The sequence below is a fragment of the Streptomyces echinatus genome (assembly GCF_014203595.1).
In the GTDB taxonomy this organism is placed as follows: domain Bacteria; phylum Actinomycetota; class Actinomycetes; order Streptomycetales; family Streptomycetaceae; genus Streptomyces; species Streptomyces echinatus.
The window spans coordinates 143,006-166,612 of the sequence record NZ_JACHJK010000011.1 but is presented as its reverse complement, the minus strand read 5'-3'; the positions used below and the strand labels follow the sequence as shown (position 1 = coordinate 166,612).

The window sequence follows — 23,607 nt, the reverse complement described above, 5'->3', positions numbered from 1 at the left end:
CGGGTAGAGTCCGGCGGCGTGCACCTCAAGGCCCTGACCCTCCGTGGATTCAAGTCGTTCGCCTCCGCGACCACACTCCGCTTCGAACCGGGGATCACCTGTGTCGTCGGCCCGAACGGCTCGGGCAAGTCCAACGTCGTGGACGCCCTCAGCTGGGTCATGGGCGAGCAGGGCGCCAAGTCGCTGCGCGGCGGCAAGATGGAGGACGTCATCTTCGCCGGCACCACCGGCCGCCCGCCGCTGGGCCGGGCCGAGGTGTCCCTGACCATCGACAACTCCGACGGGGCGCTGCCCATCGAGTACGCCGAGGTCACCATCACGCGGATCATGTTCCGCAACGGCGGCAGCGAGTACCAGATCAACGGCGACACCTGCCGTCTGCTGGACATCCAGGAACTCCTGTCCGACTCGGGCATCGGCCGCGAGATGCACGTCATCGTCGGCCAGGGCCAGCTCGACTCCGTCCTGCACGCCGACCCCATGGGCCGCCGCGCGTTCATCGAGGAGGCGGCCGGAGTCCTCAAGCACCGCAAGCGCAAGGAGAAGGCGCTCCGCAAGCTGGACGCGATGCAGGCCAATCTCGCGCGCGTGCAGGACCTCACCGACGAGCTGCGCCGCCAGCTCAAGCCGCTGGGCCGGCAGGCGGCGGTGGCGCGCAGGGCGGCCGTCATCCAGGCGGACCTCCGTGACGCCCGGCTGCGGCTCCTCGCCGACGATCTGGTGGGCCTGCGCGAAGCCCTCCGGACCGAGGTCGCCGACGAGGCGGCCCTGAAGGAACGCAAGGAGACCGCCGAGCAGGAGCTGAAGAAGGCGCTCCAGCGGGAGGCCCTGCTGGAGGACGAGGTACGCCGGCTCACCCCGCGCCTCCAGCGCGCCCAGCAGACCTGGTACGAGCTGTCCCAGCTCGCCGAACGCGTGCGCGGCACCGTCTCGCTGGCCGACGCCCGGGTCAAGAGCGCCACCTCCGCGCCGCCCGAGGAGCGGCGCGGCCGGGACCCGGAGGACCTGGAGCGCGAGGCCGCCCGCGTCCGCGAGCAGGAGGCCGAGCTGGAGGCCGCGCTGGAGGCGGCCCAGCACGCCCTCGACGACACCGTCGGCCACCGCGCCGAACTGGAGCGCGAGCTGGCCGTGGAGGAGCGCCGGCTGAAGGACGCCGCCCGTGCCATCGCCGACCGCCGAGAGGGCCTCGCCCGGCTGACCGGGCAGGTCAACGCGGCCCGCTCGCGCGCCGCCTCCGCCCAGGCCGAGATCGACCGGCTGGCCACGGCCCGCGACGAGGCACGGGAACGCGCGGTGCGCGCACAGGAGGAGTACGAGGCGCTGCAGGCCGAGGTCGACGGCCTGGACGCGGGCGACGCCGACCTGGCCGGGCGGCACGAGGCCGCCAAACGGCAGCTGGCGGAGGCGGAAACGTCGCTGGGCGCGGCCCGCGAGGCCCTCACCGCCGCCGAGCGGAGCCGCGCGGCGACCCAGGCCCGCCATGAGGCGCTGGCCATGGGACTGCGACGCAAGGACGGCACCGGAATACTCCTCGGCGCACGCGACCGCCTCACCGGCATCCTCGGCCCCGCCGCCGAGCTGCTGACGGTCACCCCGGGCTACGAGGGAGCCCTGGCCGCAGCCTTCGGCGTGGCGGCGGACGCGATCGCCGTGACCACTCCGGCTGCGGCGGCCGAGGCGATCGAACTCCTGCGCAAACAGGACGGCGGCAGAGCCTCCCTCATCCTGACCAACACCCCGGACCCCACCCCCCGGACCCCCACCCTCCACGCAGACCCCCACGCCGCCCGGGGCGCGGGGAACGGCGCGAACACCCACGACGCCCCGTCGGCCAACGACGGCGCCCAGGCTCCCCCAAGGGGCGCGGGGAACTGCGCGACAAGCCCCCACGCACCCGCAGACACCCACGCACCCGCAGACGCACCCGCAGACCCCCACACCCCCGCAGCCACCCCCCGACCCGGCGCCCCCGCCATCGCCCCCACCCCCGGCCCCCACTCCCCCCGCACCCCCCTCCTCGCCGCCACCCTCGTCCGCGGCCCAGCCGAACTCCTCCCCGCGGTCCGCCGCCTCCTGCAAGGAATCGCGGTCGTCGACACCCTGGAGGACGCCGAGGCCCTGGTCTACGCCCGCCCGGAGCTGACCGCGGTCACCGCCGAGGGCGACCTCCTCGGCGCCCACTTCGCGCACGGCGGTTCCGCGGGCGCGCCCAGCCTGCTGGAGGTGCAGGCCTCCGTGGACGAGGCCGCCGCCGAGCTCGCCGACCTGGCGGTCCGCTGCGAGCACCTGGCCGAGGCCCAGCACACGGCCGCCGAGCGCCGCGGGCACGCCGCCGCCCTCGTCGAGGAGCTGGGGGAGCGGCGGCGGGCCGCCGACCGGGAGAAGTCGGCCGTGGCCCAGCAGCTCGGCCGGCTGGCCGGACAGGCGCGCGGTGCCGCCGGCGAGGCCGAGCGGTCGGCCGCGGCCGCGGCACGTGCGCAGGAGGCGCTGGAGAAGGCCGTACAGGAGGCCGAGGAGCTGGCCGAGCGGCTGGCCGTGGCCGAGGAGATGCCGGTGGACGAGGAGCCGGACACCTCGGTGCGCGACCGGCTCGCCGCGGACGGGGCCAACGCCCGGCAGACCGAGATGGAGGCCCGCCTCCAGGTCCGTACGCACGAGGAGCGGGTCAAGGGACTTGCCGGGCGCGCCGACTCGCTGGACCGGGCGGCCCGGGCCGAACGCGAGGCACGCGCGCGTGCCGAGCAGCGCCGGGCCCGGCTGCGGCACGAGGCGGCCGTGGCCGAGGCCGTCGCCTCCGGTGCCCGGCAGCTGCTCGCGCACGTCGAGGTGTCCCTCGCCCGGGCGGAGCGGGAGCGCTCCGCCGCCGAGGCCGCCAAGGCCCGGGGCGAGCGGGAACTGGCCGCCGCGCGTACGGCCGGCCGTGAACTGAAAGCCGAACTCGACAAGTTGACGGATTCGGTGCACCGCGGCGAGGTACTCGGGGCCGAGAAGCGGCTGCGCATCGAGCAGCTGGAGACCAAGGCGCTGGAGGAACTGGGTGTCGAACCGGAGGGGCTGGTGGCGGAGTACGGGCCGCGCCAGCTCGTGCCGCCCTTGCCCACCGCCGACGGCGAGCGGCTGCCGGACGACCTCGAGCACCCCCGGAACCAGCCCCGCCCCTTCGTGCGTGCCGAGCAGGAGAAGCGGCTCAGGGCCGCGGAGCGGGCGTACCAGCAGCTGGGCAAGGTCAACCCGCTGGCGCTGGAGGAGTTCGCCGCGCTGGAGGAGCGGCACAAGTTCCTCAGCGAGCAGCTGGAGGACCTGAAGAAGACCCGCGCCGACCTGCTTCACGTGGTGAAGGAGGTCGACGAGCGCGTCGAGCAGGTGTTCACCGAGGCCTACCGGGACACCGCTCGCGAGTTCGAGGGAGTCTTCGGCCGGCTGTTCCCGGGCGGCGAGGGCCGCCTGGTGCTGACCGACCCCGACAACATGCTCACCACGGGCGTGGACGTCGAGGCGCGTCCGCCGGGCAAGAAGGTCAAGCGGCTCTCCCTGCTCTCGGGCGGCGAGCGCTCGCTGACGGCCGTCGCGCTGCTGGTGTCGATCTTCAAGGCCCGCCCGAGTCCGTTCTATGTCATGGACGAGGTCGAGGCCGCGCTGGACGACACCAACCTCCAGCGGCTGATCCGGATCATGCAGGAGCTGCAGGAGGCCTCGCAGCTGATCGTGATCACGCACCAGAAGCGCACCATGGAGGTTGCCGACGCGCTCTACGGCGTCTCCATGCAGGGTGACGGCGTGTCCAAGGTCATCTCCCAGCGGCTGCGCTGAAGCGCTCGGGATTCATCTGAAGATCATCTGACTCCGTGTTCAGTTCTTGAACGCAGAGGGGTCAGGGGTATCTAAAAATTCACAGCCGTTGAAGTATTGACTTCGAAACTTGAAGGCATAGTCTCTGCAACGTTGCCTTTACCTTCAGGTGTAAGCGGTGCAGGCGTATGCGCCACTGGAAGCCTGAAGGGCTCGCCCCCCACCCGGCAGCGTTGCCGCGGCCCGAGGAGTTACACGTGACCAGCACAGCGCAGGCGCCTCAGCCAGGAGCCAGGACGGCTCACCCCGAACATCTCGGGCACGTCATCTTCATCGCGGCGGCTGCCGCCATGGGCGGCTTCCTCTTCGGTTACGACAGCTCGGTGATCAACGGTGCCGTCGAGGCCATCCGCGACCGCTACGACATCGGCTCCGCCGCGCTCGCCCAGGTCATCGCGATCGCCCTGATCGGCTGCGCCATCGGCGCCGCCACCGCCGGCCGCATAGCCGACCGGATCGGCCGTATCCGCTGCATGCAGATCGCCGCCGTGCTGTTCACGATCAGCGCCGTCGGCTCCGCGCTGCCGTTCGCCCTGTGGGACCTCGCCTTCTGGCGCATCGTCGGCGGCTTCGCCATCGGCATGGCCTCCGTCATCGGCCCCGCCTACATCGCCGAGGTCGCCCCGCCCGCCTACCGCGGCCGGCTCGGCTCCTTCCAGCAGGCCGCGATCGTGGTCGGCATCGCCATCTCCCAGCTGGTCAACTGGGGCCTGCTCAACGCCGCCGGCGGCAACCAGCGCGGCCACCTGATGGGCCTGGAGGCCTGGCAGGTCATGCTCGGCGTCATGGTCGTCCCGGCCGTCCTCTACGGCCTGCTGTCCTTCGCCATCCCCGAGTCGCCGCGCTTCCTGCTCTCCGTCGGCAAGCGTGAGCGCGCCAAGGAGATCCTCGCCGAGGTCGAGGGCAAGGACATCGACCTGAACGCCCGCGTCGCCGAGATCGAGCACGCGATGAAGAGCGAGCACAAGTCCAGCTTCAAGGACCTGCTCGGCGGCTCCTTCTTCTTCAAGCCGATCGTCTGGGTCGGCATCGGCCTGTCCGTCTTCCAGCAGTTCGTCGGCATCAACGTCGCGTTCTACTACTCCTCGACGCTGTGGCAGTCGGTGGGCGTCGACCCGACGGAGTCGTTCTTCTACTCCTTCACGACCTCGATCATCAACATCGTCGGCACCGTGATCGCGATGATCTTCGTGGACCGCATCGGCCGCAAGCCGCTCGCCCTCATCGGCTCGGTCGGCATGGTCGTCGGCCTCGCGCTGGAGGCCTGGGCGTTCAGCTACCACCTGGTCGACGGCAAGCTCCCGAGCACCCAGGGCTGGACCGCGCTGATCGCCGCGCACATCTTCGTCCTCTTCTTCGCCCTCTCCTGGGGCGTGGTGGTCTGGGTCTTCCTCGGCGAGATGTTCCCGAACAAGATCCGCGCCGCCGCCCTCGGTGTCGCCGCCTCCGCGCAGTGGATCGCCAACTGGGCCATCACCGCGAGCTTCCCGTCGCTGGCCGACTGGAACCTCTCCGGCACGTACGTGATCTACACCGTGTTCGCCGCGCTCTCCATCCCGTTCGTCCTGAAGTTCGTCAAGGAGACGAAGGGCAAGGCCCTGGAGGAGATGGGCTGATCACCGGCCCCCGAACTCGGGGAGAAGGGCCAAGTCCCCGCTGCCCCTCTCCTCGTACCGTCCGCCGCCCCCGGCCCGGCCCCCACCGGCCCGGGGGCGGCGGTGCCGCACCCACCACCCGGCGGCCGGCCGCCCCGGCCGCCCGAAGCCCCGGCCGCCCGGCGGCCCGGAGGGAGCGATTGGCGGATCCGTTCCACCACCCGCCCCCCCCACACCACGGATCGCACGAGCCTGACCTGCGCAAACGCCGGGCGGCTCCGACCGGCGCCGGAACGGATCCGCCAATCGCCGGCCTCAGCCGCCCAGCCCCGGAAGCACCCGTTCGGCGAACAGGTGCAGGCTTCGCCAGCCCTCCTCCAGCGGCATTCCGCCCACCAGGGGGTGCAGGACGAGACTGTCGGCACCCAGCGCCACGCACTCCTCCGGCGTCAGGATCCGGTACACGCCCTCCGCGCGCAGTTCGTCCACCGTCGTGGCCGCCGACTTCACCGCCGAGCGGATCTGCCCGGACTGCCAGGAGGCGTACGTCCGCGCCTCGTGCAGGAAGTGCTCGCCGTGGTGCGCCCAGGCCCGGTCCGGGTCCTCGGCGATGTGCAGCAGCGGGGTCTCGGCAGCGGGCATCATGACCCAGCCCTCCGTGCCGTGGGCGGTGAGCTGCTCCTTGTAGTACGCCTCCAGCTCCGGCAGATGCGCGCTCGGGAAGAACGGCAGGCCCAGCCGGGCGGCCCGGCGGGCGGCGGCCCTGGAGGAGCCGCCGACCAGCAGCAGGGGATGCGGATCGGTGTACGGCCGCGGGGTGAGCCGTACGCTGCGGCCCCGGTACTCGAACTCCTCGCCCGACCAGGCCTTCAGCAGCGTCTCCAGCAGCTCGTCCTGCAGCCGGCCGCGTCGCTTCCAGTCCACGTCGAAGAGGGCGTACTCCTCGGGCCGGTAGCCGATCCCGGCCACCGTCACCAGCCGCCCGGCGCTCAGCAGGTCCAGTACGGCGATCTCCTCGGCCAGCCGCAGCGGGTCGTGCAGCGGACCGATCACCGCCGACACGGTCACCGCGATCCGGCGGGTGGCCCCGAACACCGCGCCCGCGAAGGCGAACGGCGACGGCAGCCAGTTGTTCTCGGCGCCGTGGTGCTCCTCGGTCTGCACGGTGCTGACGCCGTGCTCGTCGGCGTACGCGGCCATCTCCAGGGCGGCCCGGTAGCGGGCGGAGAGGGCGGCGGGGCTCGCGCCGGGAGCGACGAGGTTGAAACGTACGACCGTGACGGGCATGGGAAAGTCCCCCTCCGGTGCGCTGCGGTGGAGGGGGACGGTAGCTGACGTAGCGTCAGATAGCCAGGAGGGTGACCGGCCGACGGCGCGGTCAGACGGCGGCGGTCGCCCGCTCCTCGGTGGTCTCGGACACCTCGGCCGGGGTGGTCACCGACGGCTTGGGCAGCACCAGGTACAGCAGACCCGAGATCACGACCGTGGCGACCCAGCCGAGGCCGTACTCGCCGATCACGTTGTTCTTCGCGAGCGGGCCGGTGAACCAGTCCGAGGTGGTGAACATCAGGCCCGACAGCAGGCCGATGGCCCAGGCGGCGACGGCGGCGGGGGAGAAGCCGCCCTTGTACCAGTAGGCGCTGGTGCGGGTGGTGTCGGTCATCGCCTCGCCGTCGTACTCCGTGCGGCGCAGCATGTCCGCGCCGAACACGCCGACCCACGCGGAGAAGGCGACCGCCAGCAGCGACAGGAAGGCGATGAACGAGCCCATGAAGCTCGTCGCCACCAGCATCAGCACCCCGCCGAAGATCAGCGAGATCACGGCGTTGACCGAGACCGCCCAGTGCCGCGGCACCTTGAAGCCGAGGGTCTGCGCGGTGAAGCCCGCCGAGTACATCGACATCGAGTTGATCAGCAGCATGCCGATCAGCGCGATGAACAGGTACGGCACCGCGATCCACGTCGGCAGGATCTCGCCGAGGAAGGAGACCGGGTCGGTCGCCGAGGCCAGGTCCGGCGTCGACACCGCCATCACCGCGCCCATCAGCACCATGGGGAGGACGACGACCCCGGCGCCGCCGACCGCCGTGCCCACGATCGCCTTGGAGGACGCCGTGCGCGGCAGGTAACGCGTGAAGTCGGGCGCGGACGGGATCCAGCTGACACCGCCGGCCGCGATCATGCCGACGCCGGTGATCACCGCTGCCGTGGAGCCGGCGCTGTGGTCCATGACCTTGGACCAGTCGGTGTTGGCGACCAGGTAGCCCAGGACCAGCACGGAGAAGACGCCGAAGAAATACGTCGCGTACTTGTTGCACTTCTGCACGGCGTTGATGCCGAGCCCGGAGATCGCGAAGGTCGCGACGACGAACACCAGCAGCGTCACCATGTCCAGCACGCTGTTCGCCTCGATGCCGAACAGGATGTCCAGGATGGTGAGCATCGCGTAGGCGCCGGTGACCGCGTTGATCGTCTCCCAGCCCCAGCGGGCCACCCAGATCAGCGAACCGGGCAGCAGATTGCCGCGCTGTCCGAAGACCGCGCGCGACAGTGCCATGCCGGGCGCGCCGCCCCGCTTGCCCGCGATGCCGATCAGGCCGACGAGGCCGTACGACACGATCGGTGCCGCCACGGCGACGACCAGCGCCTGCCAGATGTTCAGGTGATACGCCACGACCAGGCTCGCGCCCATGGTCAGCAGCAGCACGCTGATGTTCGCGCCGACCCAGGTGGGGAACAGCTCTCGGGTCCGTGCGGTGCGCTCGTGGTCGGGGACCTGCTCGATACCGCGGGTTTCGAGAGCGCCCTCGGTCTCGACGGATTTGCTCATGGAAGAGGTGCCAGACGTGGGGGGACAGTGTGACGGTGGGACTCTACGCGCGTGGATAGAGTTGCCACCATCGTACTTTGCTCCGAGTCCTCATGCTACGTGCAGTTTGTCTCTCGGAGGAAGCCACAAACGGGGCTCTGGTGACACCCATGGCCGATACTGGTCGGGTTATGGAAACCGTCATCCTTGCTGTAGTCATCGCCGTGGTCGTGCTCGGTGCGCTCGGCGGGCTGATCGTGGGCAGCCGACGCCGGAAGTCGCTGCCTCCGCCGCCCCCGAAGACGCCCGACATCACCGCGCCCCCGGCCGAGCCGCACGTCGGCGACGAGGCCGAGACGCCGCGCGACGAACCGCGCCGGACGATCGAGGAGGTGGATCTCCCGGGCGGCCCCGCACCGGTCGTCGTCGAGGAACCCCCCGTTGTCGAGGCTCCCGAGATCGAGATCCCGGAGCCCACCGCAGGCCGGCTGGTCCGCCTGCGCACCCGCCTGTCCCGCTCGCAGAACGCCCTCGGCAAGGGCCTGCTCACGCTGCTCTCCCGCGAGCATCTGGACGAGGACACCTGGGAGGAGATCGAGGACACACTGCTCACCGCCGACGTCGGCGTGCAGCCGACCCAGGAACTGGTCGAGCGCCTGCGCGAACGCGTCAGGGTGCTCGGCACCCGCACCCCCGAGGAACTGCGCGGCCTGCTCCGCGACGAACTCCTCACGCTGGTCGGCACCGACGTCGACCGCACGGTCAAGACCGAGCCCGAGGACCGCAAGCCCGGCATCGTGATGGTCGTCGGCGTCAACGGCACCGGCAAGACCACCACCACCGGCAAGCTCGCCCGGGTGCTCGTGGCCGACGGCCGCACGGTCGTGCTCGGCGCCGCCGACACCTTCCGCGCCGCCGCCGCCGACCAGCTCCAGACCTGGGGCGAGCGCGTCGGCGCCTACACCGTGCGCGGTCCGGAAGCCGGCGATCCCGCCTCCGTCGCCTTCGACGCGGTCAAGGAGGGCAAGGAGATGGGGGTCGACGTCGTCCTCATCGACACCGCCGGCCGCCTGCACACCAAGACCGGTCTCATGGACGAGCTGGGCAAGGTCAAGCGGGTCGTGGAGAAGCACGCGCCGCTGGACGAGGTGCTGCTCGTCCTGGACGCCACCACCGGCCAGAACGGCCTGGTGCAGGCCCGTGTGTTCGCCGAGGTCGTGGACATCACCGGCATCGTGCTGACCAAGCTGGACGGCACGGCCAAGGGCGGCATCGTGGTCGCGGTCCAGCGCGAGCTGGGCGTGCCGGTCAAGCTGATCGGGCTCGGCGAGGGCGCGGACGATCTCGCGCCGTTCGAGCCGGAGGCGTTCGTGGACGCCCTGATCGGCGACTGACCCCGCCCCGGCCCTCCGGAGGTGCCCCGTCGGCCGGGAACGTTCCCGGATGATCGCGAGAAGCGCCCGCCCCCAAGGTGCAGTTGGGGACGGGCGCTTCGCCTTTCGGCGGCGGGTCAGGGACGCGAGCGGTGGGCGACGTACGCCAGGGTGCCCAGCAGGAGCCGTGCCGCCGGGGGCCGGGTCGCGCAGTCCAGCGCGGGCGGGCGCAGCCAGCGCACCGGGCCCAGGCCGCCCCGGTCCGAGGGCGGCGCGGTGAGGTACGTGCCGGGGCCGAGACCGCGCAGGTCGAGGGCGGCCGGGTCGTCCCAGCCCATGCGGTAGAGCAGCCGGGGGAGGTCGGCGGCGGCGCCGGGCGCGACGAAGAAGCGGGCGCGGCCGTCCGGGCCCGCGGTGACCGGGCCGAGGGGGAGGCCCATGCGTTCCAGCCGGACCAGGGCGCGGCGGCCGGCCGGTTCCGAGACCTCGATGACGTCGAACGCCCGGCCGACCGGCAGCATCACCGAGGCGCCCGGGAACTCGGACCAGGCCTTGGTCACCTCGTCCAGCGTGGCCCCGGCCGGCACGTGGGGGGCGAAGTGCAGCGGATGCGCTCCCGGCGCCGGGCAGTCGGACCGGCCGCACGAGCAGACGTCCCCGGCGGCCCGCGCCCCCAGCACCACGTCCCAGCCCCACAGCCCGGTGAACTCGGCGACGGCCGTGCACTCCGCGGAGCGGCCGCGCCGACGCGTGCCGGAGCGGATCTCGCGGATGCCGCCGATCGTGAAGCCCATGCCCCCTCCAACGGGTCCGGCGCGCCGGTGGTTACGACGCGGAACGGGACGGAAGCGGAACGTAACGCTACGGCTCCGCCTTCCCATGCGGTCGCACGGACAAGGCGGCGCCTTGGAGCGCACCGGGTGGCGCACCGGGGTTCATGCGCCCCTGGATGCATCACTCCGCCGACTCCCGGCCGTCCTGTGTCAAGTGAATCGTGCGGAGCCGACCGTGAGTTCATTCGAAGGGGTGGCGAATGGTGGCGTTTCCGGGATCCCCGTGGCTGGACGGGTGATCGTAGGACTACTGTGAGTGTGCGAGTCCTGGGGGCACATGCGCTCGTGGGTATGCCGGAGGCAAGTCGCCAGCTCGTTCGAGGGGTGACAACCGGCGGACGGAGAGCCGTACTTACCGGCATTCTGATAGGGCTTGGCGCATCAGGGCGACACGTGGTCTCAGGAATGGGGGCGTTCCAGTGGGCGGCAACGGCGGTATCGGGACGAACGCTGACAAGCGCCCCAACGAGCTGCTCGGCTCGTGGTTCGTGCGCAGCGGCTGGTCCAAGGGCGAGCTGGCCCGCCAGGTGAACCGCAGGGCACGCCAGTTGGGGGCCAACCACATCTCCACGGACACCTCCCGGGTGCGCCGCTGGCTCGACGGGGAGAACCCGCGCGAACCGATCCCGCGCATCCTCTCGGAGCTGTTCTCTGAGCGCTTCGGCTGCGTGGTCTCCATCGAGGACCTCGGCCTGCGCGCCGCCCGCCAGTCGACCGCCGCCTCCGGCGTCGACCTGCCGTGGACCGGCCCGCAGACGGTCGCCCTGCTCGGCGAGTTCTCCCGCAGCGACCTGATGCTCGCCCGGCGCGGCTTCCTCGGGACCTCGCTCGCCCTGTCCGCCGGTCCCTCCCTCATCGAGCCCATGCAGCGCTGGCTCGTGCCCGCCCCGGGCTCCCCGGTCCCGGCCGAGCCCCGGCCCATGACCGACCCGCGCAGGCCGGGCCGGCTGTCCCAGCCCGAGCTGGACCTGCTGGAGTCCACCACGCGCATGTTCCGCCAGTGGGACGCCCAGTGCGGCGGCGGGCTGCGCCGCAAGGCCGTCGTCGGCCAGCTGCACGAGGTCACCGACCTGCTCCAGGAGCCCCAGCCCGAGGCCACCACCCGCAAGCTGTTCCAGGTCGCCGCCGAGCTGGCCGAGCTGGCCGGCTGGATGTCGTACGACGTCGGCCTGCAGCCCACCGCGCAGAAGTACTTCGTGCTCGCGCTGCACGCGGCCAAGGAAGCCGGAGACAAGCCCCTCGGCTCGTACGTCCTCTCCAGCATGAGCCGCCAGATGATCCACCTGGGCCGGCCCGAGGACGCCCTGGAGCTGATCCACCTCGCCCAGTACGGCAGCCGGGACTGCGCGAGCCCGCGCACCCAGGCCATGCTGTATGCGATGGAGGCCCGCGCCTACGCCAACATGGGCCAGCCCGGCAAGACCAAGCGCGCGGTCCGCATGGCCGAGGACACCTTCGCCGAGGCCGACGAGTGGGACGAGCCGGACCCCGACTGGATCCGCTTCTTCTCCGAGGCCGAGCTGTACGGCGAGAACTCCCACTCCTTCCGCGACCTCGCCTACGTCGCCGGGCGCAGCCCCACCTACGCCTCCCTCGCCGAGCCGCTCATGCAGCGGGCCGTGGAGCTGTTCGCCAACGACCCCGAGCACCAGCGGTCGTACGCGCTCAACCTCATCGGCATGTCCACCGTGCACCTCCTCCAGCGCGAGCCCGAGCACAGCACCGAGTACGCCGCGCAGGCCATGGAGATCGCCAAGAAGGTCCGCTCCGAGCGGGTGAACACACGGATCCGCAAGACGGTCGACACGGCCGTACGCGACCACGGCGACCTCGCCGCCGTCATCGACCTCTCCGACAAGCTCGCCGTCGACCTGCCGGAGAACGCAGAGGCGGTCTGACCCCACAGCACCCCGAGCCCCGGCCGCGGCCGGTCCTCCCGAACTGCCCGACTCGGCTCCCCCATGCCAGGTCATCGAGAGGCCCGCCGCGGCCGGCCCGTTTCCCCGCGCCCGGCCTCTTTCCCCGCGCCCGAACCGGCACCGCCCACGCGTACGCGGTCGCCGTCCGGGCCGCCCGCGCCGCGTGCCGTCTTGCGCATACGGTCGCTCTCCGCCGTGATCACCCGACGCGTGGTTGCCGTGCGATTCCCGGTGGTTGCGCCACGATAACGATCGGTGTGCCCGGCATCCGGCAGTTCATGGACGCGTAACACGCAAGGCGCCTTCGTCACCCCGGCGAAACAACGAGGGGCCTCCACCGAAACCGCGCTGCGCCAGTCTCATGGCGCATAAACCGGCCCGTCCCCCAACCGCCGGACCGCTCAGGCACCGCCCGCACGGGGCCGTATCAACCGACGAGGAGACGCCGATGGCACCAGCCGTCATGCTTGCGGCGGACGCACCCAGACTGTCGTCCGCCAACACAGGCTTCATGCTCATCTGCTCCGCCCTGGTGATGCTCATGACCCCGGGCCTGGCCTTCTTCTACGGAGGCATGGTCCGCGTCAAGAGCACCCTGAACATGCTGATGATGAGCTTCATCAGCCTCGGGATCGTCACCATCCTCTGGGTGCTCTACGGTTTCTCCCTCGCCTTCGGCACGGGCAGCAGCCTCCTCGGCTGGAACGCCGACTGGATCGGCCTCAGCAACATCGGGCTGACCGAACTCTGGGACGGCTACACCATCCCGGTCTTCGTCTTCATGGTCTTCCAGCTGATGTTCGCGATCATCACACCGGCCCTGATCAGCGGCGCCCTCGCCGACCGGGTCAAGTTCTCCGCCTGGGCGCTCTTCGTCGCCCTGTGGGTCACGATCGTCTACGTCCCGGTCGCCCACTGGGTCTGGGGCGCCGACGGCTGGGCCTACAAACTCGGCGTGATCGACTTCGCGGGCGGTACGGCGGTCCACATCAACGCCGGCGCGGCGGCGCTCGGTGTCATCCTCGTCATCGGCAAGCGCGTCGGCTTCAAGCGCGACCCCATGCGCCCGCACAGCCTGCCCCTGGTCATGCTCGGCGCCGGTCTGCTCTGGTTCGGCTGGTTCGGTTTCAACGCCGGCTCCTGGCTCGGCAACGACGACGGTGTCGGCGCGCTGATGTTCGTCAACACGCAGGTCGCCACCGCCGCCGCGATGCTGGCCTGGCTCGCCTACGAGAAGATCCGGCACGGCGCGTTCACCACGCTCGGCGCCGCCTCCGGCGCGGTCGCCGGCCTGGTCGCCATCACCCCGTCCGGCGGCGCGGTCTCCCCGCTCGGCGCGATCGCCGTCGGCGCCGTCGCCGGTGTCGCCTGCGCCGCCGCCGTCGGCCTGAAGTTCCGGTTCGGCTTCGACGACTCCCTCGACGTCGTCGGCGTCCACATGGTCGGCGGCATCCTCGGCTCCCTGCTCATCGGCTTCTTCGCCACCGGCAAGGGCCAGTCGGAAGCGACGGGCGTCTTCTACGGCGACCACTCCTTCGACCAGCTGTGGAAGCAGTGCGCGGGTGTCTTCGCGGTCCTCGCCTACTCCCTGGTCGTCTCCGCCGTCCTCGCCTTCCTCCTCGACCGGACGATCGGGATGCGGGTCACCGAGGACGAGGAGATCTCCGGCATCGACCAGGCCGAGCACGCCGAGACCGCATACGACTTCAGCGGCGCCGGCGGCGGTGTCGCCGGAAGCCTCACCGCCTCGGCCCAGGCCGCCGCGCAGACCAGGAAGGTGGACGCATGAAGCTCATCACCGCCGTCGTGAAGCCCCACCGGCTCGACGAGATCAAGGAAGCCCTCCAGGCCTTCGGCGTCCACGGACTCACGGTCACCGAGGCCAGCGGCTACGGCCGGCAGCGGGGCCACACCGAGGTCTACCGCGGTGCCGAGTACACCGTCGACCTGGTCCCCAAGATCCGCATCGAGGTGCTGGCCGAGGACGACGACGCGGAGCAGCTGATCGAGGTCATCGTCAAGGCCGCCCGCACCGGCAAGATCGGAGACGGCAAGGTGTGGTCCCTCCCGGTCCAGACGGCCGTACGGGTGCGCACGGGCGAGCGCGGGCCGGACGCGCTCTGACACGGGAGAATCCGGGTCGGGGGAAACAGGACGGGAGTCACCGGGTGACGGGTACGGATGTGCACGAAGAGACGGACGACGTGGGACCCGGCGGCTACGCGGCGGCCCGGCTGCGCCTCCTCACCGAGGGGGCGCGGTCCGGGCCGCCGCGCCGTACCGCCCTCGCCGGACTGACCGACGACTGGCTCGCCGGGCTGTTCACCGCGGCCGCCGCGGCACTGCCCGGCGTCTCGCTCGCCGCCGTCGGCGGCTACGGCCGCGGCGAACTGTCCCCGCGCAGCGACCTCGACCTCGTCCTGCTGCACGACGGCTCGGACCCCCGCGCGGTCGCCGCCCTCGCCGACCGGCTCTGGTACCCCGTCTGGGACCTCGGCCTCGCCCTCGACCACTCCGTGCGCACCCCCGCCGAGGCCCGGAAGACGGCCGGCGAGGACCTGAAGGTCCACCTCGGGCTGCTGGACGCCCGCCATCTCGCCGGCGACGCGGGCCTCACCGCCGGCCTGCGCGCCGCCGCCCTCGCCGACTGGCGCAACCAGGCCCCCAAACGGCTCCCGGAGCTCCAGGAACTCTGCGCCGACCGCGCCGCACGCCAGGGTGAACTCCGCTACCTGCTGGAACCCGACCTCAAGGAGGCCCGGGGCGGCCTCCGCGACGCCACCGCCCTGCGCGCCGTCGCCGCCTCCTGGCTCGCCGACGCCCCGCGCGAGGGCCTGGCCGAGGCCCGCCGCGGGCTGCTCGACGTACGGGACGCCCTCCACCTGGCCACCGGCCGCGCCACCGACCGGCTCGCGCTGCAGGAACAGGACCAGGTGGCCGCCGAGCTGGACCTGCTGGACGCCGACACCCTGCTCCGGCAGGTGTACGAGGCGGCGCGGGTGATCGCGTACGCCAGCGACGTCACCTGGCGCGAAGTGGGGCGCGTCCTGCGCTCGCGGGCCGTGCGGCCCCGCCTGCGCGCCATGATCGGCGGCGGCAAGCCGGTCGCGGAACGGTCACCCCTGGCCGAGGGCGTGGTCGAACAGGACGGCGAGGTGGTGCTCGCGCGCACGGCCCGCCCCGAACGCGACCCGGTGCTGCCGCTGCGCGCCGCGGCCGCCGCCGCGCAGGCCGGCCTCCCGCTCTCCCTGCACGCCGTACGCCGCATGGCCGCCACCACCCGCCCCCTGCCCACCCCGTGGCCCGCCGAGGCCCGAGAGCAGCTGGTCACCCTGCTCGGCTCCGGCCGTCCGACGGTCGACGTCTGGGAGGCCCTGGAGGCCGAGGGCCTGATCACCCGCCTGCTCCCCGACTGGGAGCGGGTCCGCTGCCGCCCCCAGCGCAACGCCGTCCACCTGTGGACGGTCGACCGGCACCTGATCGAGACCGCCGTCCGCGCCTGCGAACTCACCCGCCGCGTCAGCCGCCCCGACCTGCTCCTGGTCGCCGCCCTGCTGCACGACATCGGCAAGGGCTGGCCCGGCGACCACTCGGTGGCCGGCGAGATCATCGCCCAGGACGTCGCCACGCGCATCGGCTTCGACCGCGCCGACGTCACCGTCCTCGCGGCACTCGTCCGCCACCACCTGCTGCTGATCGAGACGGCCACCCGCCGTGACCTGGACGATCCGGCCACCGTCCGCTCGGTCGCCGAGGCGGTCGGCACCCAGGGCACCCTGGAGCTGCTGCACGCCCTCACGGAGGCGGACGCCCTCGCGACCGGTCCGGCAGCCTGGTCCGCCTGGCGCGGCTCCCTCGTCGCCGACCTGGTGGGCCGCGTCCGTGCCGTCCTCGCCGGAGACGTTCCCGACGAGCCCGAGCCGGCCGCGCCCAGCGCCGGGCAGGAGCGGCTCGCCATCGAGGCCTTCCGCACCGGCGGCCCGGTCCTCGCCCTGCGCGCCCAGCCGGAACCCGTACCCGACGAGGAACGGTCCGACGACCCGGAACCGCTGGGCGTGGAACTCCTCATCGCCGTCCCCGACCAGCCGGGCGTCCTGCCCGCGGTGGCCGGCGTCCTCGCCGTGCACCGCCTCACCGTCCGCACGGCGGAACTGCGCGCCCTGAGCCTCCCGGACGACGTGGACGACGACAGCACGGTCCTCCTCCTCAACTGGCGCGTCGCCGCCGAGTACGGCTCCCTGCCCCAGGCGGCCCGCCTGCGCGCCGACCTCGTCCGCGCCCTGGACGGCTCCCTCGACATCGCCGGCCGGCTCGCCGAACGGGACGCGGCCTACCCCCGCCGCCGCGGCTGGACCGCCCCGCCGCCCAAGGTGACGGTGGCCCCGGCGGCCTCCCGGCACGCCACGGTCATCGAGGTCCGCGCCCAGGACGCCCCGGGCCTGCTGCACCGCATCGGGACGGCCCTGGAGAAGGCGGGGGTGAGAGTGCGGAGCATGCACGTGTCCACCCTGGGGGCCAACGCCGTGGACGCCTTCTACGTGACGAGCGGCGCGGGTGCGCCCCTGCCCGGCGACGACGCGGCGTCCGTGGCCGGGGTGCTGGAGGAGACGCTGCGGGAGTGACGCGGCGGCCGTCGCCGCCGTGCTCCCCGCGTGACCGGGGGCAGGCGTCCCCGTCCGCCGAACACGGCGGGCGGGGACGAATTGGTTGCCGGGCCGGATACCCTGGAGGGCAGCCCAGACGCCCCCGACTCCGAGGACCGACGCCACCGTGTTCGATACCCTCTCCGACCGCCTTAGCGCGACGTTCAAAAATCTCCGCGGCAAGGGCAGGTTGTCCGAGGCGGACATCGACGCCACGGCCCGCGAGATCCGTATCGCGCTCCTCGAGGCGGACGTGGCCCTGCCTGTCGTCCGCACGTTCATCAAGAACGTCAAGGAGCGCGCACTCGGCGCCGAGGTCTCCAAGGCGCTGAACCCCGCCCAGCAGGTCCTCAAGATCGTCAACGATGAACTGATCACCATCCTCGGCGGCGAGACCCGGCGCCTGCGGTTCGCCAAGCAGCCGCCCACCGTGATCATGCTGGCCGGTCTCCAGGGTGCCGGTAAGACCACCCTCGCGGGCAAGCTCGCCCGGTGGCTGAAGGAGCAGGGACACTCCCCGCTGCTGGTCGCCGCCGACCTCCAGCGCCCGAACGCCGTGAACCAGCTGAGCGTCGTCGCCGACCGCGCCGGTGTCGCGGTGTACGCCCCGGAGCCGGGCAACGGCGTCGGCGACCCGGTGAAGGTCGCCAAGGACTCCATCGACTTCGCGCGGTCCAAGGTCCACGACATCGTGATCGTGGACACCGCCGGCCGCCTCGGTATCGACCAGGAGATGATGCAGCAGGCCGCGGACATCCGCGACGCCGTCTCCCCGGACGAGATCCTCTTCGTCGTCGACGCGATGATCGGTCAGGACGCGGTCAACACCGCCGAGGCCTTCCGCGACGGCGTCGGCTTCGACGGCGTGGTCCTCTCCAAGCTCGACGGTGACGCCCGTGGTGGCGCGGCCCTGTCCATCCGGCAGATCACCGGCAAGCCGATCATGTTCGCGTCGAACGGCGAGAAGCTCGACGAGTTCGACGCGTTCCACCCTGACCGGATGGCCTCCCGCATCCTCGACATGGGTGACCTGCTCACCCTGATCGAGCAGGCGGAGAAGACGTTCAGCCAGGAAGAGGCCCAGAAGATGGCCTCGAAGCTGGCGTCCAAGAAGGGCCAGGACTTCACCCTGGACGACTTCCTGTCCCAGATGGAGCAGGTCAGGAAGATGGGCAGCATCAGCAAGCTGCTCGGCATGCTCCCGGGCATGGGCCAGATCAAGGACCAGATCGCCAACCTGGACGAGCGGGACGTCGACCGCACGGCCGCGATCATCAAGTCGATGACCCCGGGCGAGCGCCAGGACCCGACGATCATCAACGGCTCCCGCCGCGCCCGCATCGCGCGCGGTTCCGGTGTCGAGGTCAGCGCGGTCAAGAACCTCGTCGAGCGGTTCTTCGAGGCCCGCAAGATGATGTCCCGCATGGCCCAGGGCGGCGGTATGCCGGGCATGCCGGGGATCCCGGGCATGGGCGGCGGCCCCGGCCGTACCAAGAAGCAGCCGAAGAAGGCCAAGGGCAAGCAGCGCTCCGGCAACCCGATGAAGCGCAAGCAGCAGGAGCTGGAGGAGGCCCAGCGCCGCGAGGCCGCCGCGCAGAACGGCGGCGCCTTCGGCCTGCCGCAGCAGGGTGGCCAGGACTTCGAGCTGCCCGACGAGTTCAAGAAGTTCATGGGCTGACCGGGCCCGCACCTCGCCGGAGGCGTCCTTCCGCCGGAAGGGCGCCTCTGCGCGTGCCGGTGCGCACCCGGTGTCGTACCGTCCCGGTATGACCAACCCCGCTCCGCCGCGCCGGTCGCCCGACCAGCCCTGGCGTACCGAGGGCGCTCCGGAGGAGCCGCAGCGGCAGCCGCCCGGCGGGCGGAGGATGCGGGGCGGCTGGTGGCGGCTGATCCTCACCGCGCTGATCGTGTACCTGATCGCGAACCTGGTGCTGTCGTACTTCGACCAGGCGAACGAGCCGACGATCTCCTACACCGAGTTCAGCAAGCAGGTGAACGACGGCAACGTCGACAAGATCTACGCCAAGGGCGACTCCATCCAGGGCCAGCTCAAGAAGGAGCGGAAGAACCCGGACGGCGGCGAGTACACCAAGTTCAACACCGAGCGGCCGTCCTTCGCGGACGACGATCTGTGGGCGAACCTGACCAAGCACCAGGTCAACGTCACGGCCGAGCCGGTCGTCCAGCACCGGAGCTTCCTGTCCAACCTGCTGCTCTCGCTGGCGCCGATGCTGCTGCTGATCGCCGTGTGGGTGTTCATCGCGCGGCGGATGAGCGCGGGCCTCGGCGGTGCGGGCGGCATGCTCGGCCGGAAGGCGCCGCCGAAGCCGGTGGAGCTGGTGCCGGGGGAGAAGCGCACCACCTTCGACGACGTCGCGGGCATCGACGAGGTCGAGGGCGAGCTGAACGACGTCGTCGACTTTCTGAAGAACCCCGACGCGTACCGCCGGATGGGCGCCAAGATGCCGCGCGGTGTGCTGCTCGCGGGGCCGCCGGGCACCGGGAAGACGCTGCTGGCGCGGGCGGTGGCCGGGGAGGCGGGCGTGCCGTTCTTCTCCGCCTCGGCCTCGGAGTTCATCGAGATGATCGTGGGCGTGGGCGCCTCCCGGGTCCGGGAGCTGTTCGCGGAGGCCCGCAAGGTGGCGCCGTCGATCATCTTCATCGACGAGATCGACACCATCGGACGGGCGCGCGGTGGCGGCGCCTCGGTGGGCGGGCACGACGAGCGCGAGCAGACGCTGAACCAGATCCTCACCGAGATGGACGGCTTCTCCGGCTCCGAGGGCGTCATCGTGATCGCCGCCACCAACCGCGCCGACATCCTCGACCCGGCCCTGACCCGCCCCGGCCGCTTCGACCGGGTGGTCCAGGTCTCGCCGCCGGACCGCGGCGGCCGGGAGGCCATCCTGGAGATCCACACCCGGGACATCCCGCTCGCCGCCGACGTCGACCTGGCCCAGGTGGCCCGTACGACGCCGGGCATGACGGGCGCGGAGCTGGCGAATCTCGCCAACGAGGCCGCGCTGCTCGCCGTGAAGCGCAAGCAGCAGCAGGTGACCCCGGCCGACCTCTCCGAGGCACTGGAGAAGATCCAGCTCGGCGCGGAGCGGGCGCTGGTGATGCCGGAGGAGGAACGCCGGCGCACCGCCTATCACGAGAGCGGGCACGCCCTGCTGGGCATGCTGCAGCCGGGTGCCGACCCGGTCCGCAAGATCACGATCGTGCCGCGCGGCCGGGCGCTCGGGGTGACCCTGTCGACGCCGGACGCGGACAAGTACGCGTACACCGAGGAGTACCTACGCGGCCGGATCATCGGCGCGCTGGGCGGCATGGCGGCCGAGCACGTCGTCTACGACGTGATCACCACCGGCTCCGAGAGCGACCTGGAGCAGGTCACCAACATCGCGCGCGGCATGGTGTCGCGCTGGGGCATGAGTGAGCAGGTCGGCCGGCTCTCCGCACTCCCGAACGACGCTCAGCAGGCCTACGGCCTCGCCGCCGCCCCGCAGACCCTCGACGTGATCGACGCCGAGATGCGGCGGATCGTGGACGAGTGCTACGAGGAGGCGTGCCGCAAACTCCGCGACCACCGGGGACAGCTGGACGCGCTGGCGCGGGCCCTGCTGGAGAGCGAGACGCTGGAGGAGGCGGACGCGTACCGGATCGCCGGGATCACCCGTCTCACCAAGGGCAGCGACGCCTGAGACACCGGGGGCACCTCCTTCCGGCCGGTCCGGCTCCGGTCCGTGTCCTCCGCCGACCGACCACACCCCGGTCCGCGGGCGGAAGACGGACCCCTAGGGCACCCGGGCGATCAGGTACCGGAAGACGTTGCGCATCCACACGGTGCCGTCCGGGCGCCGGTGCGGGTGCAGGGCCTCCGCCAGCTCCTTGTCGATCTGCTTGGCGTCGCTCGCCGCGACGGCCGCGTCGAACAGGCCGGTCGACAGCAGGCCCCGTACGGCGCTGTCGAGGTCGGCGTACCCGAACGGACACGCGACCCGGCCCGAGCCGTCCGGTTTCAGCCCGGCCCGGCCCGCGACCTCCTCCAGGTCGTCACGCCGGGCGGGCCGCCAGCCGCGCGCGCCGCGCGGCGGATCCGCCGGCCGGGTGGCCACCCGCAGCACGGAGGAGGTGGCGCAGCGCTCCGGCGGCCCCCAGCCGGCCAGCACCACGGCGGCCCCGCGCGCGGCCGACGGAAGCGCGCCGGCGAGCAGCTCGCCGAGCCCCTCGGAGTCGCCCGCGAGGCAGCCGACCGGTTCGAAGACGGTCACCAGGGTGTACGGGGCCGTCCCCGCGCCGTCCGTCCCCGCGCCGTCCGCGTCCGCGGGCGGGCCGTCGAGGAGCCTCGCGGCCGTACGCGCGCGCGTGCCGCGTCCGGCGCCCGCGCCCCTGCCGGGCCGGGTGTCCGGCAGGAGACGCTCGCGGGCCAGGGCGAGCCGTTCGGGGGCGGCGGAGTCGGCGCCGGTGACCGCGGCGCCCCGGGAGGCCGCCATCAGCAGGGCGAGCCCGGAGCCGCAGCGCAGGCCCAGCAGCCGGGTGGCGGGGCCCACTTCGAGTCGGTCGTACACGGCTTCGTAGAGCGGTACGAGCATCCGCTCCTGGATCTCGGACCAGTCACGCGCGCGTGCGCACCGGTCCACGCGGGGTGCCGAATCCGCGTGAGACACGTGCTGCCGCACGAGTGCAGGTGTCATAGAAGTGCCCCAATCCGCCGACAGTCGCCGCTGTGCCCGGTCGTGTGGCCCCCGTGCCGTGCGCGCGCACTTCCCACGTATGCCAGGTAACTCCCGGCTCGCGGTGCCGTCCAGGGGTCGTGGGCCCCGGCTTGGTGCCCGGACACCGGTGTGGCGAGATTTCACGTCCCGGCAATATGAACGGCCCTACGGTGTCCGCACCCGGGTACGGGCCGGTGGCGGGGGGGTGGAGCGGCGCGCGGTAACGTCACGAGGGCCGGGGACGCTGACCGGAGTGAGGCGGCGTACCGAGAGCGGCCGAAACACCTCTTGCGCGGCAGCCGGTCATCGTCGCACCAGCGCTCACGGGTGGGGCGTAGTGCGGACTACGCACCGGCTTGGTAGGAGCTGTGACGCTTCTCCGCAGATCAGCGCACCCGCCCTCGTCAGGACGCATCAGTGGCAACTGACGGGTACGTGCAAATTATTTGGGATGCCCCGGAATAGGAACACAGCGGCACCCCCGCTCGTTGTCATTACGTGAGCACGACACAGACACCACCTGTTCTCGCCGCAGAGCTGGCGCAGGCGTGGGCCGACATTCAGCGGTACCACCCCGAGCTGCCGGACCTTGCCGCGCCAGAGTCCCTGATCGGGGAGTCGTCGTCCGCGTGCGGTCACGAACTCTCCTTCGAGCGACTGCTCCACGAGGCCGTCCACGGCATCGCCGCCGCACGCGGCATCCGCGACACCTCCCGGGCCGGCCGCTACCACAACCGCCGCTTCCTGGCGATCGCCGAGGAGCTGGGCCTGGACCATCCCGAGGAACCGCACCCCAGCAGCGGTTTCTCGCTGGTCACGCTCAACGCCGAGGCGAAGCGGCGTTACCGCCCGACCATCGAACGGCTCCAGCGCGCCCTCAAGGCCCACACGGTGGCCACCTCCGCCGACACCTCCCGCACCTTCCGCGGCCCGGCCGCCCGGCACGGCTCCTCCGGCGGCGGTGTCCGGGTCAAGGCGGTGTGCGACTGCGGCCGCAACGTCCGGGTGGTCCCCTCGGTCCTGGCCCAGGCCCCGATCGTCTGCGGGGGCTGCGGCAAGCCGTTCCGGATCCCGGAGGTCGTAGGGGCGGCGTGACCGAGGCCGCGGACGTACCGGCATCTCGTGGGTGCCGGGACCGCGGCGACGACGGGCCTCCGTGCGGTTCACCACGGGCGGGCGCGGCCGGCACCCTCACCGCACCGGGCGGCCACCCGGCGTACGCACACCTCCACGCCGGGTGCCGCTCAGGCATGTCCCGCGCCGGCTCGTCCCCCCTCGGCCGAGATCGACCCGCAGGGTGTGGCACAATGGCTAGCTGTACTCGACAGTCGCACAGGACCCCTCTCTCCTCCGACTGACGCGTCCATCGGGCACTCGGGTACCGCAACCCCACGCGGCATTCTCGCCGTGCCCAACCACGTCAAATTCAGGAGAGTCCACTCCCGTGGCAGTCAAGATCAAGCTGAAGCGTCTGGGCAAGATCCGTTCGCCTCACTACCGCATCGTCGTCGCCGACTCCCGTACCCGCCGTGACGGCCGGGCCATCGAGGAGATCGGCAAGTACCACCCGACCTACAACCCGTCGGTCATCGAGGTGGACGCCGACCGCGTGGCGTACTGGCTGGGTGTCGGCGCGCAGCCGACCGAGCCCGTTCTCGCCATCCTGAAGAAGACCGGCGACTGGCAGAAGTTCAAGGGCGAGCCGGCCCCCGCGCCGCTGCTCGTCGCCGAGCCGAAGGCCGCGCGTCCGTCGTTCGAGGCTCTCGGCGGTGACGACGAGGGCAAGGGTGAGGCCATCACCCAGAAGAAGAAGGCTGAGAAGAAGGACGAGGCGGCTGCCGAGTCCGAGTCGACCGAGGCCTGAGCAG

The 23,607-nt window shown here is 72.0% G+C and carries 15 protein-coding genes; 11 read left to right on the top strand and 4 right to left on the bottom strand.

Annotated features, from left to right (window positions below; all coding sequences use genetic code 11):
• Positions 1-18 precede the first annotated feature (18 nt).
• Together FHS34_RS28025 and FHS34_RS28020 are read left to right on the top strand one after the other, a co-directional pair.
• Positions 19-3,810: an SMC hinge domain-related protein gene (locus FHS34_RS28025; protein WP_184970402.1), complete on the top strand. Its 3,792-nt coding sequence runs from the start codon at positions 19-21 to the stop codon at positions 3,808-3,810.
• 236 nt (positions 3,811-4,046) lie between these two features.
• Entirely contained in the window at positions 4,047-5,465 is a 1,419-nt protein-coding gene (locus FHS34_RS28020; RefSeq protein WP_184970400.1) for a sugar porter family MFS transporter, read from the top strand.
• A gap of 294 nt (positions 5,466-5,759) precedes the next feature.
• Here the strand turns inward: FHS34_RS28020 and FHS34_RS28015 are convergent, their stop codons facing one another.
• Together FHS34_RS28015 and FHS34_RS28010 are read right to left on the bottom strand one after the other, a co-directional pair.
• The gene (locus FHS34_RS28015) at positions 5,760-6,731 is read right to left on the bottom strand and encodes an LLM class flavin-dependent oxidoreductase (RefSeq protein WP_184970398.1); all 972 of its coding nucleotides are present in this window, start codon (positions 6,729-6,731) and stop codon (positions 5,760-5,762) included.
• A gap of 91 nt (positions 6,732-6,822) precedes the next feature.
• Positions 6,823-8,274 carry a cytosine permease gene (locus FHS34_RS28010; RefSeq protein ID WP_184970396.1) on the bottom strand — a complete coding sequence of 484 codons (1,452 nt, stop codon included), beginning with the start codon at positions 8,272-8,274 and terminating at the stop codon, positions 6,823-6,825.
• Positions 8,275-8,444: 170 nt separating this feature from the next.
• Between FHS34_RS28010 and ftsY the strand changes: the two genes are divergently transcribed.
• The gene (ftsY, locus tag FHS34_RS28005) at positions 8,445-9,647 is read left to right on the top strand and encodes a signal recognition particle-docking protein FtsY (RefSeq protein ID WP_184970394.1); all 1,203 of its coding nucleotides are present in this window, start codon (positions 8,445-8,447) and stop codon (positions 9,645-9,647) included.
• A 116-nt stretch (positions 9,648-9,763) separates the two neighbouring features.
• Here ftsY and FHS34_RS28000 read toward each other — a convergent pair whose 3' ends face one another.
• A complete protein-coding gene (locus FHS34_RS28000; RefSeq protein WP_184970392.1) occupies positions 9,764-10,420 on the bottom strand; it encodes a bifunctional DNA primase/polymerase in 657 nt (218 codons plus the stop codon).
• A gap of 458 nt (positions 10,421-10,878) precedes the next feature.
• Between FHS34_RS28000 and nsdA the strand changes: the two genes are divergently transcribed.
• The 6 genes from nsdA (at position 10,879) to ftsH (ending at position 20,725) form a co-directional block, all read left to right on the top strand.
• Positions 10,879-12,357, top strand: a complete 1,479-nt coding sequence (gene nsdA, locus FHS34_RS27995; protein WP_184970390.1) for a transcriptional repressor NsdA — start codon at positions 10,879-10,881, stop codon at positions 12,355-12,357.
• A 469-nt stretch (positions 12,358-12,826) separates the two neighbouring features.
• Positions 12,827-14,167: an ammonium transporter gene (locus tag FHS34_RS27990; protein WP_184970388.1), complete on the top strand. Its 1,341-nt coding sequence runs from the start codon at positions 12,827-12,829 to the stop codon at positions 14,165-14,167.
• Positions 14,164-14,502, top strand: a complete 339-nt coding sequence (locus FHS34_RS27985; protein WP_184970386.1) for a P-II family nitrogen regulator — start codon at positions 14,164-14,166, stop codon at positions 14,500-14,502. The genes FHS34_RS27990 and FHS34_RS27985 overlap by 4 nt, the downstream gene beginning before the upstream one ends.
• A 44-nt stretch (positions 14,503-14,546) precedes the next feature.
• A complete protein-coding gene (locus FHS34_RS27980) occupies positions 14,547-17,000 on the top strand; it encodes a [protein-PII] uridylyltransferase (protein ID WP_184970384.1) in 2,454 nt (817 codons plus the stop codon).
• 148 nt (positions 17,001-17,148) lie between these two features.
• The gene (gene ffh / locus FHS34_RS27975) at positions 17,149-18,699 is read left to right on the top strand and encodes a signal recognition particle protein (protein WP_184970382.1); all 1,551 of its coding nucleotides are present in this window, start codon (positions 17,149-17,151) and stop codon (positions 18,697-18,699) included.
• Positions 18,700-18,787: 88 nt separating this feature from the next.
• A complete protein-coding gene (gene ftsH, locus FHS34_RS27970) occupies positions 18,788-20,725 on the top strand; it encodes an ATP-dependent zinc metalloprotease FtsH (RefSeq protein ID WP_184970380.1) in 1,938 nt (645 codons plus the stop codon).
• 93 nt (positions 20,726-20,818) lie between these two features.
• On the opposite strand, the gene FHS34_RS27965 is transcribed toward ftsH, so the two are convergent.
• Complete coding sequence (locus tag FHS34_RS27965; RefSeq protein ID WP_184970378.1) at positions 20,819-21,718, bottom strand: class I SAM-dependent methyltransferase; 900 nt, start codon at positions 21,716-21,718, stop codon at positions 20,819-20,821.
• 519 nt (positions 21,719-22,237) lie between these two features.
• On the opposite strand from FHS34_RS27965, the gene FHS34_RS27960 reads away from it, so the two are divergent.
• Together FHS34_RS27960 and rpsP are read left to right on the top strand one after the other, a co-directional pair.
• Positions 22,238-22,834, top strand: a complete 597-nt coding sequence (locus FHS34_RS27960) for a hypothetical protein (protein WP_184970376.1) — start codon at positions 22,238-22,240, stop codon at positions 22,832-22,834.
• A 349-nt stretch (positions 22,835-23,183) separates the two neighbouring features.
• Entirely contained in the window at positions 23,184-23,603 is a 420-nt protein-coding gene (rpsP, locus tag FHS34_RS27955) for a 30S ribosomal protein S16 (RefSeq protein WP_184970374.1), read from the top strand.
• Positions 23,604-23,607 lie beyond the last annotated feature (4 nt).

What these genes read in the sequence shown, in the direction of transcription:
- FHS34_RS28015 (WP_184970398.1), bottom strand. Translation starts at nt 6,731, where the DNA reads ATGCCCGTCACGGTCGTACGTTTCAACCTCGTCGCTCCCGGCGCGAGC.
- FHS34_RS28010 (WP_184970396.1), bottom strand. Translation starts at nt 8,274, where the DNA reads ATGAGCAAATCCGTCGAGACCGAGGGCGCTCTCGAAACCCGCGGTATC.
- ftsY (WP_184970394.1), top strand. Translation starts at nt 8,445, where the DNA reads ATGGAAACCGTCATCCTTGCTGTAGTCATCGCCGTGGTCGTGCTCGGT.
- FHS34_RS28000 (WP_184970392.1), bottom strand. Translation starts at nt 10,420, where the DNA reads ATGGGCTTCACGATCGGCGGCATCCGCGAGATCCGCTCCGGCACGCGT.
- FHS34_RS27990 (WP_184970388.1), top strand. Translation starts at nt 12,827, where the DNA reads ATGGCACCAGCCGTCATGCTTGCGGCGGACGCACCCAGACTGTCGTCC.
- FHS34_RS27985 (WP_184970386.1), top strand. Translation starts at nt 14,164, where the DNA reads ATGAAGCTCATCACCGCCGTCGTGAAGCCCCACCGGCTCGACGAGATC.
- ftsH (WP_184970380.1), top strand. Translation starts at nt 18,788, where the DNA reads ATGACCAACCCCGCTCCGCCGCGCCGGTCGCCCGACCAGCCCTGGCGT.
- FHS34_RS27965 (WP_184970378.1), bottom strand. Translation starts at nt 21,718, where the DNA reads ATGACACCTGCACTCGTGCGGCAGCACGTGTCTCACGCGGATTCGGCA.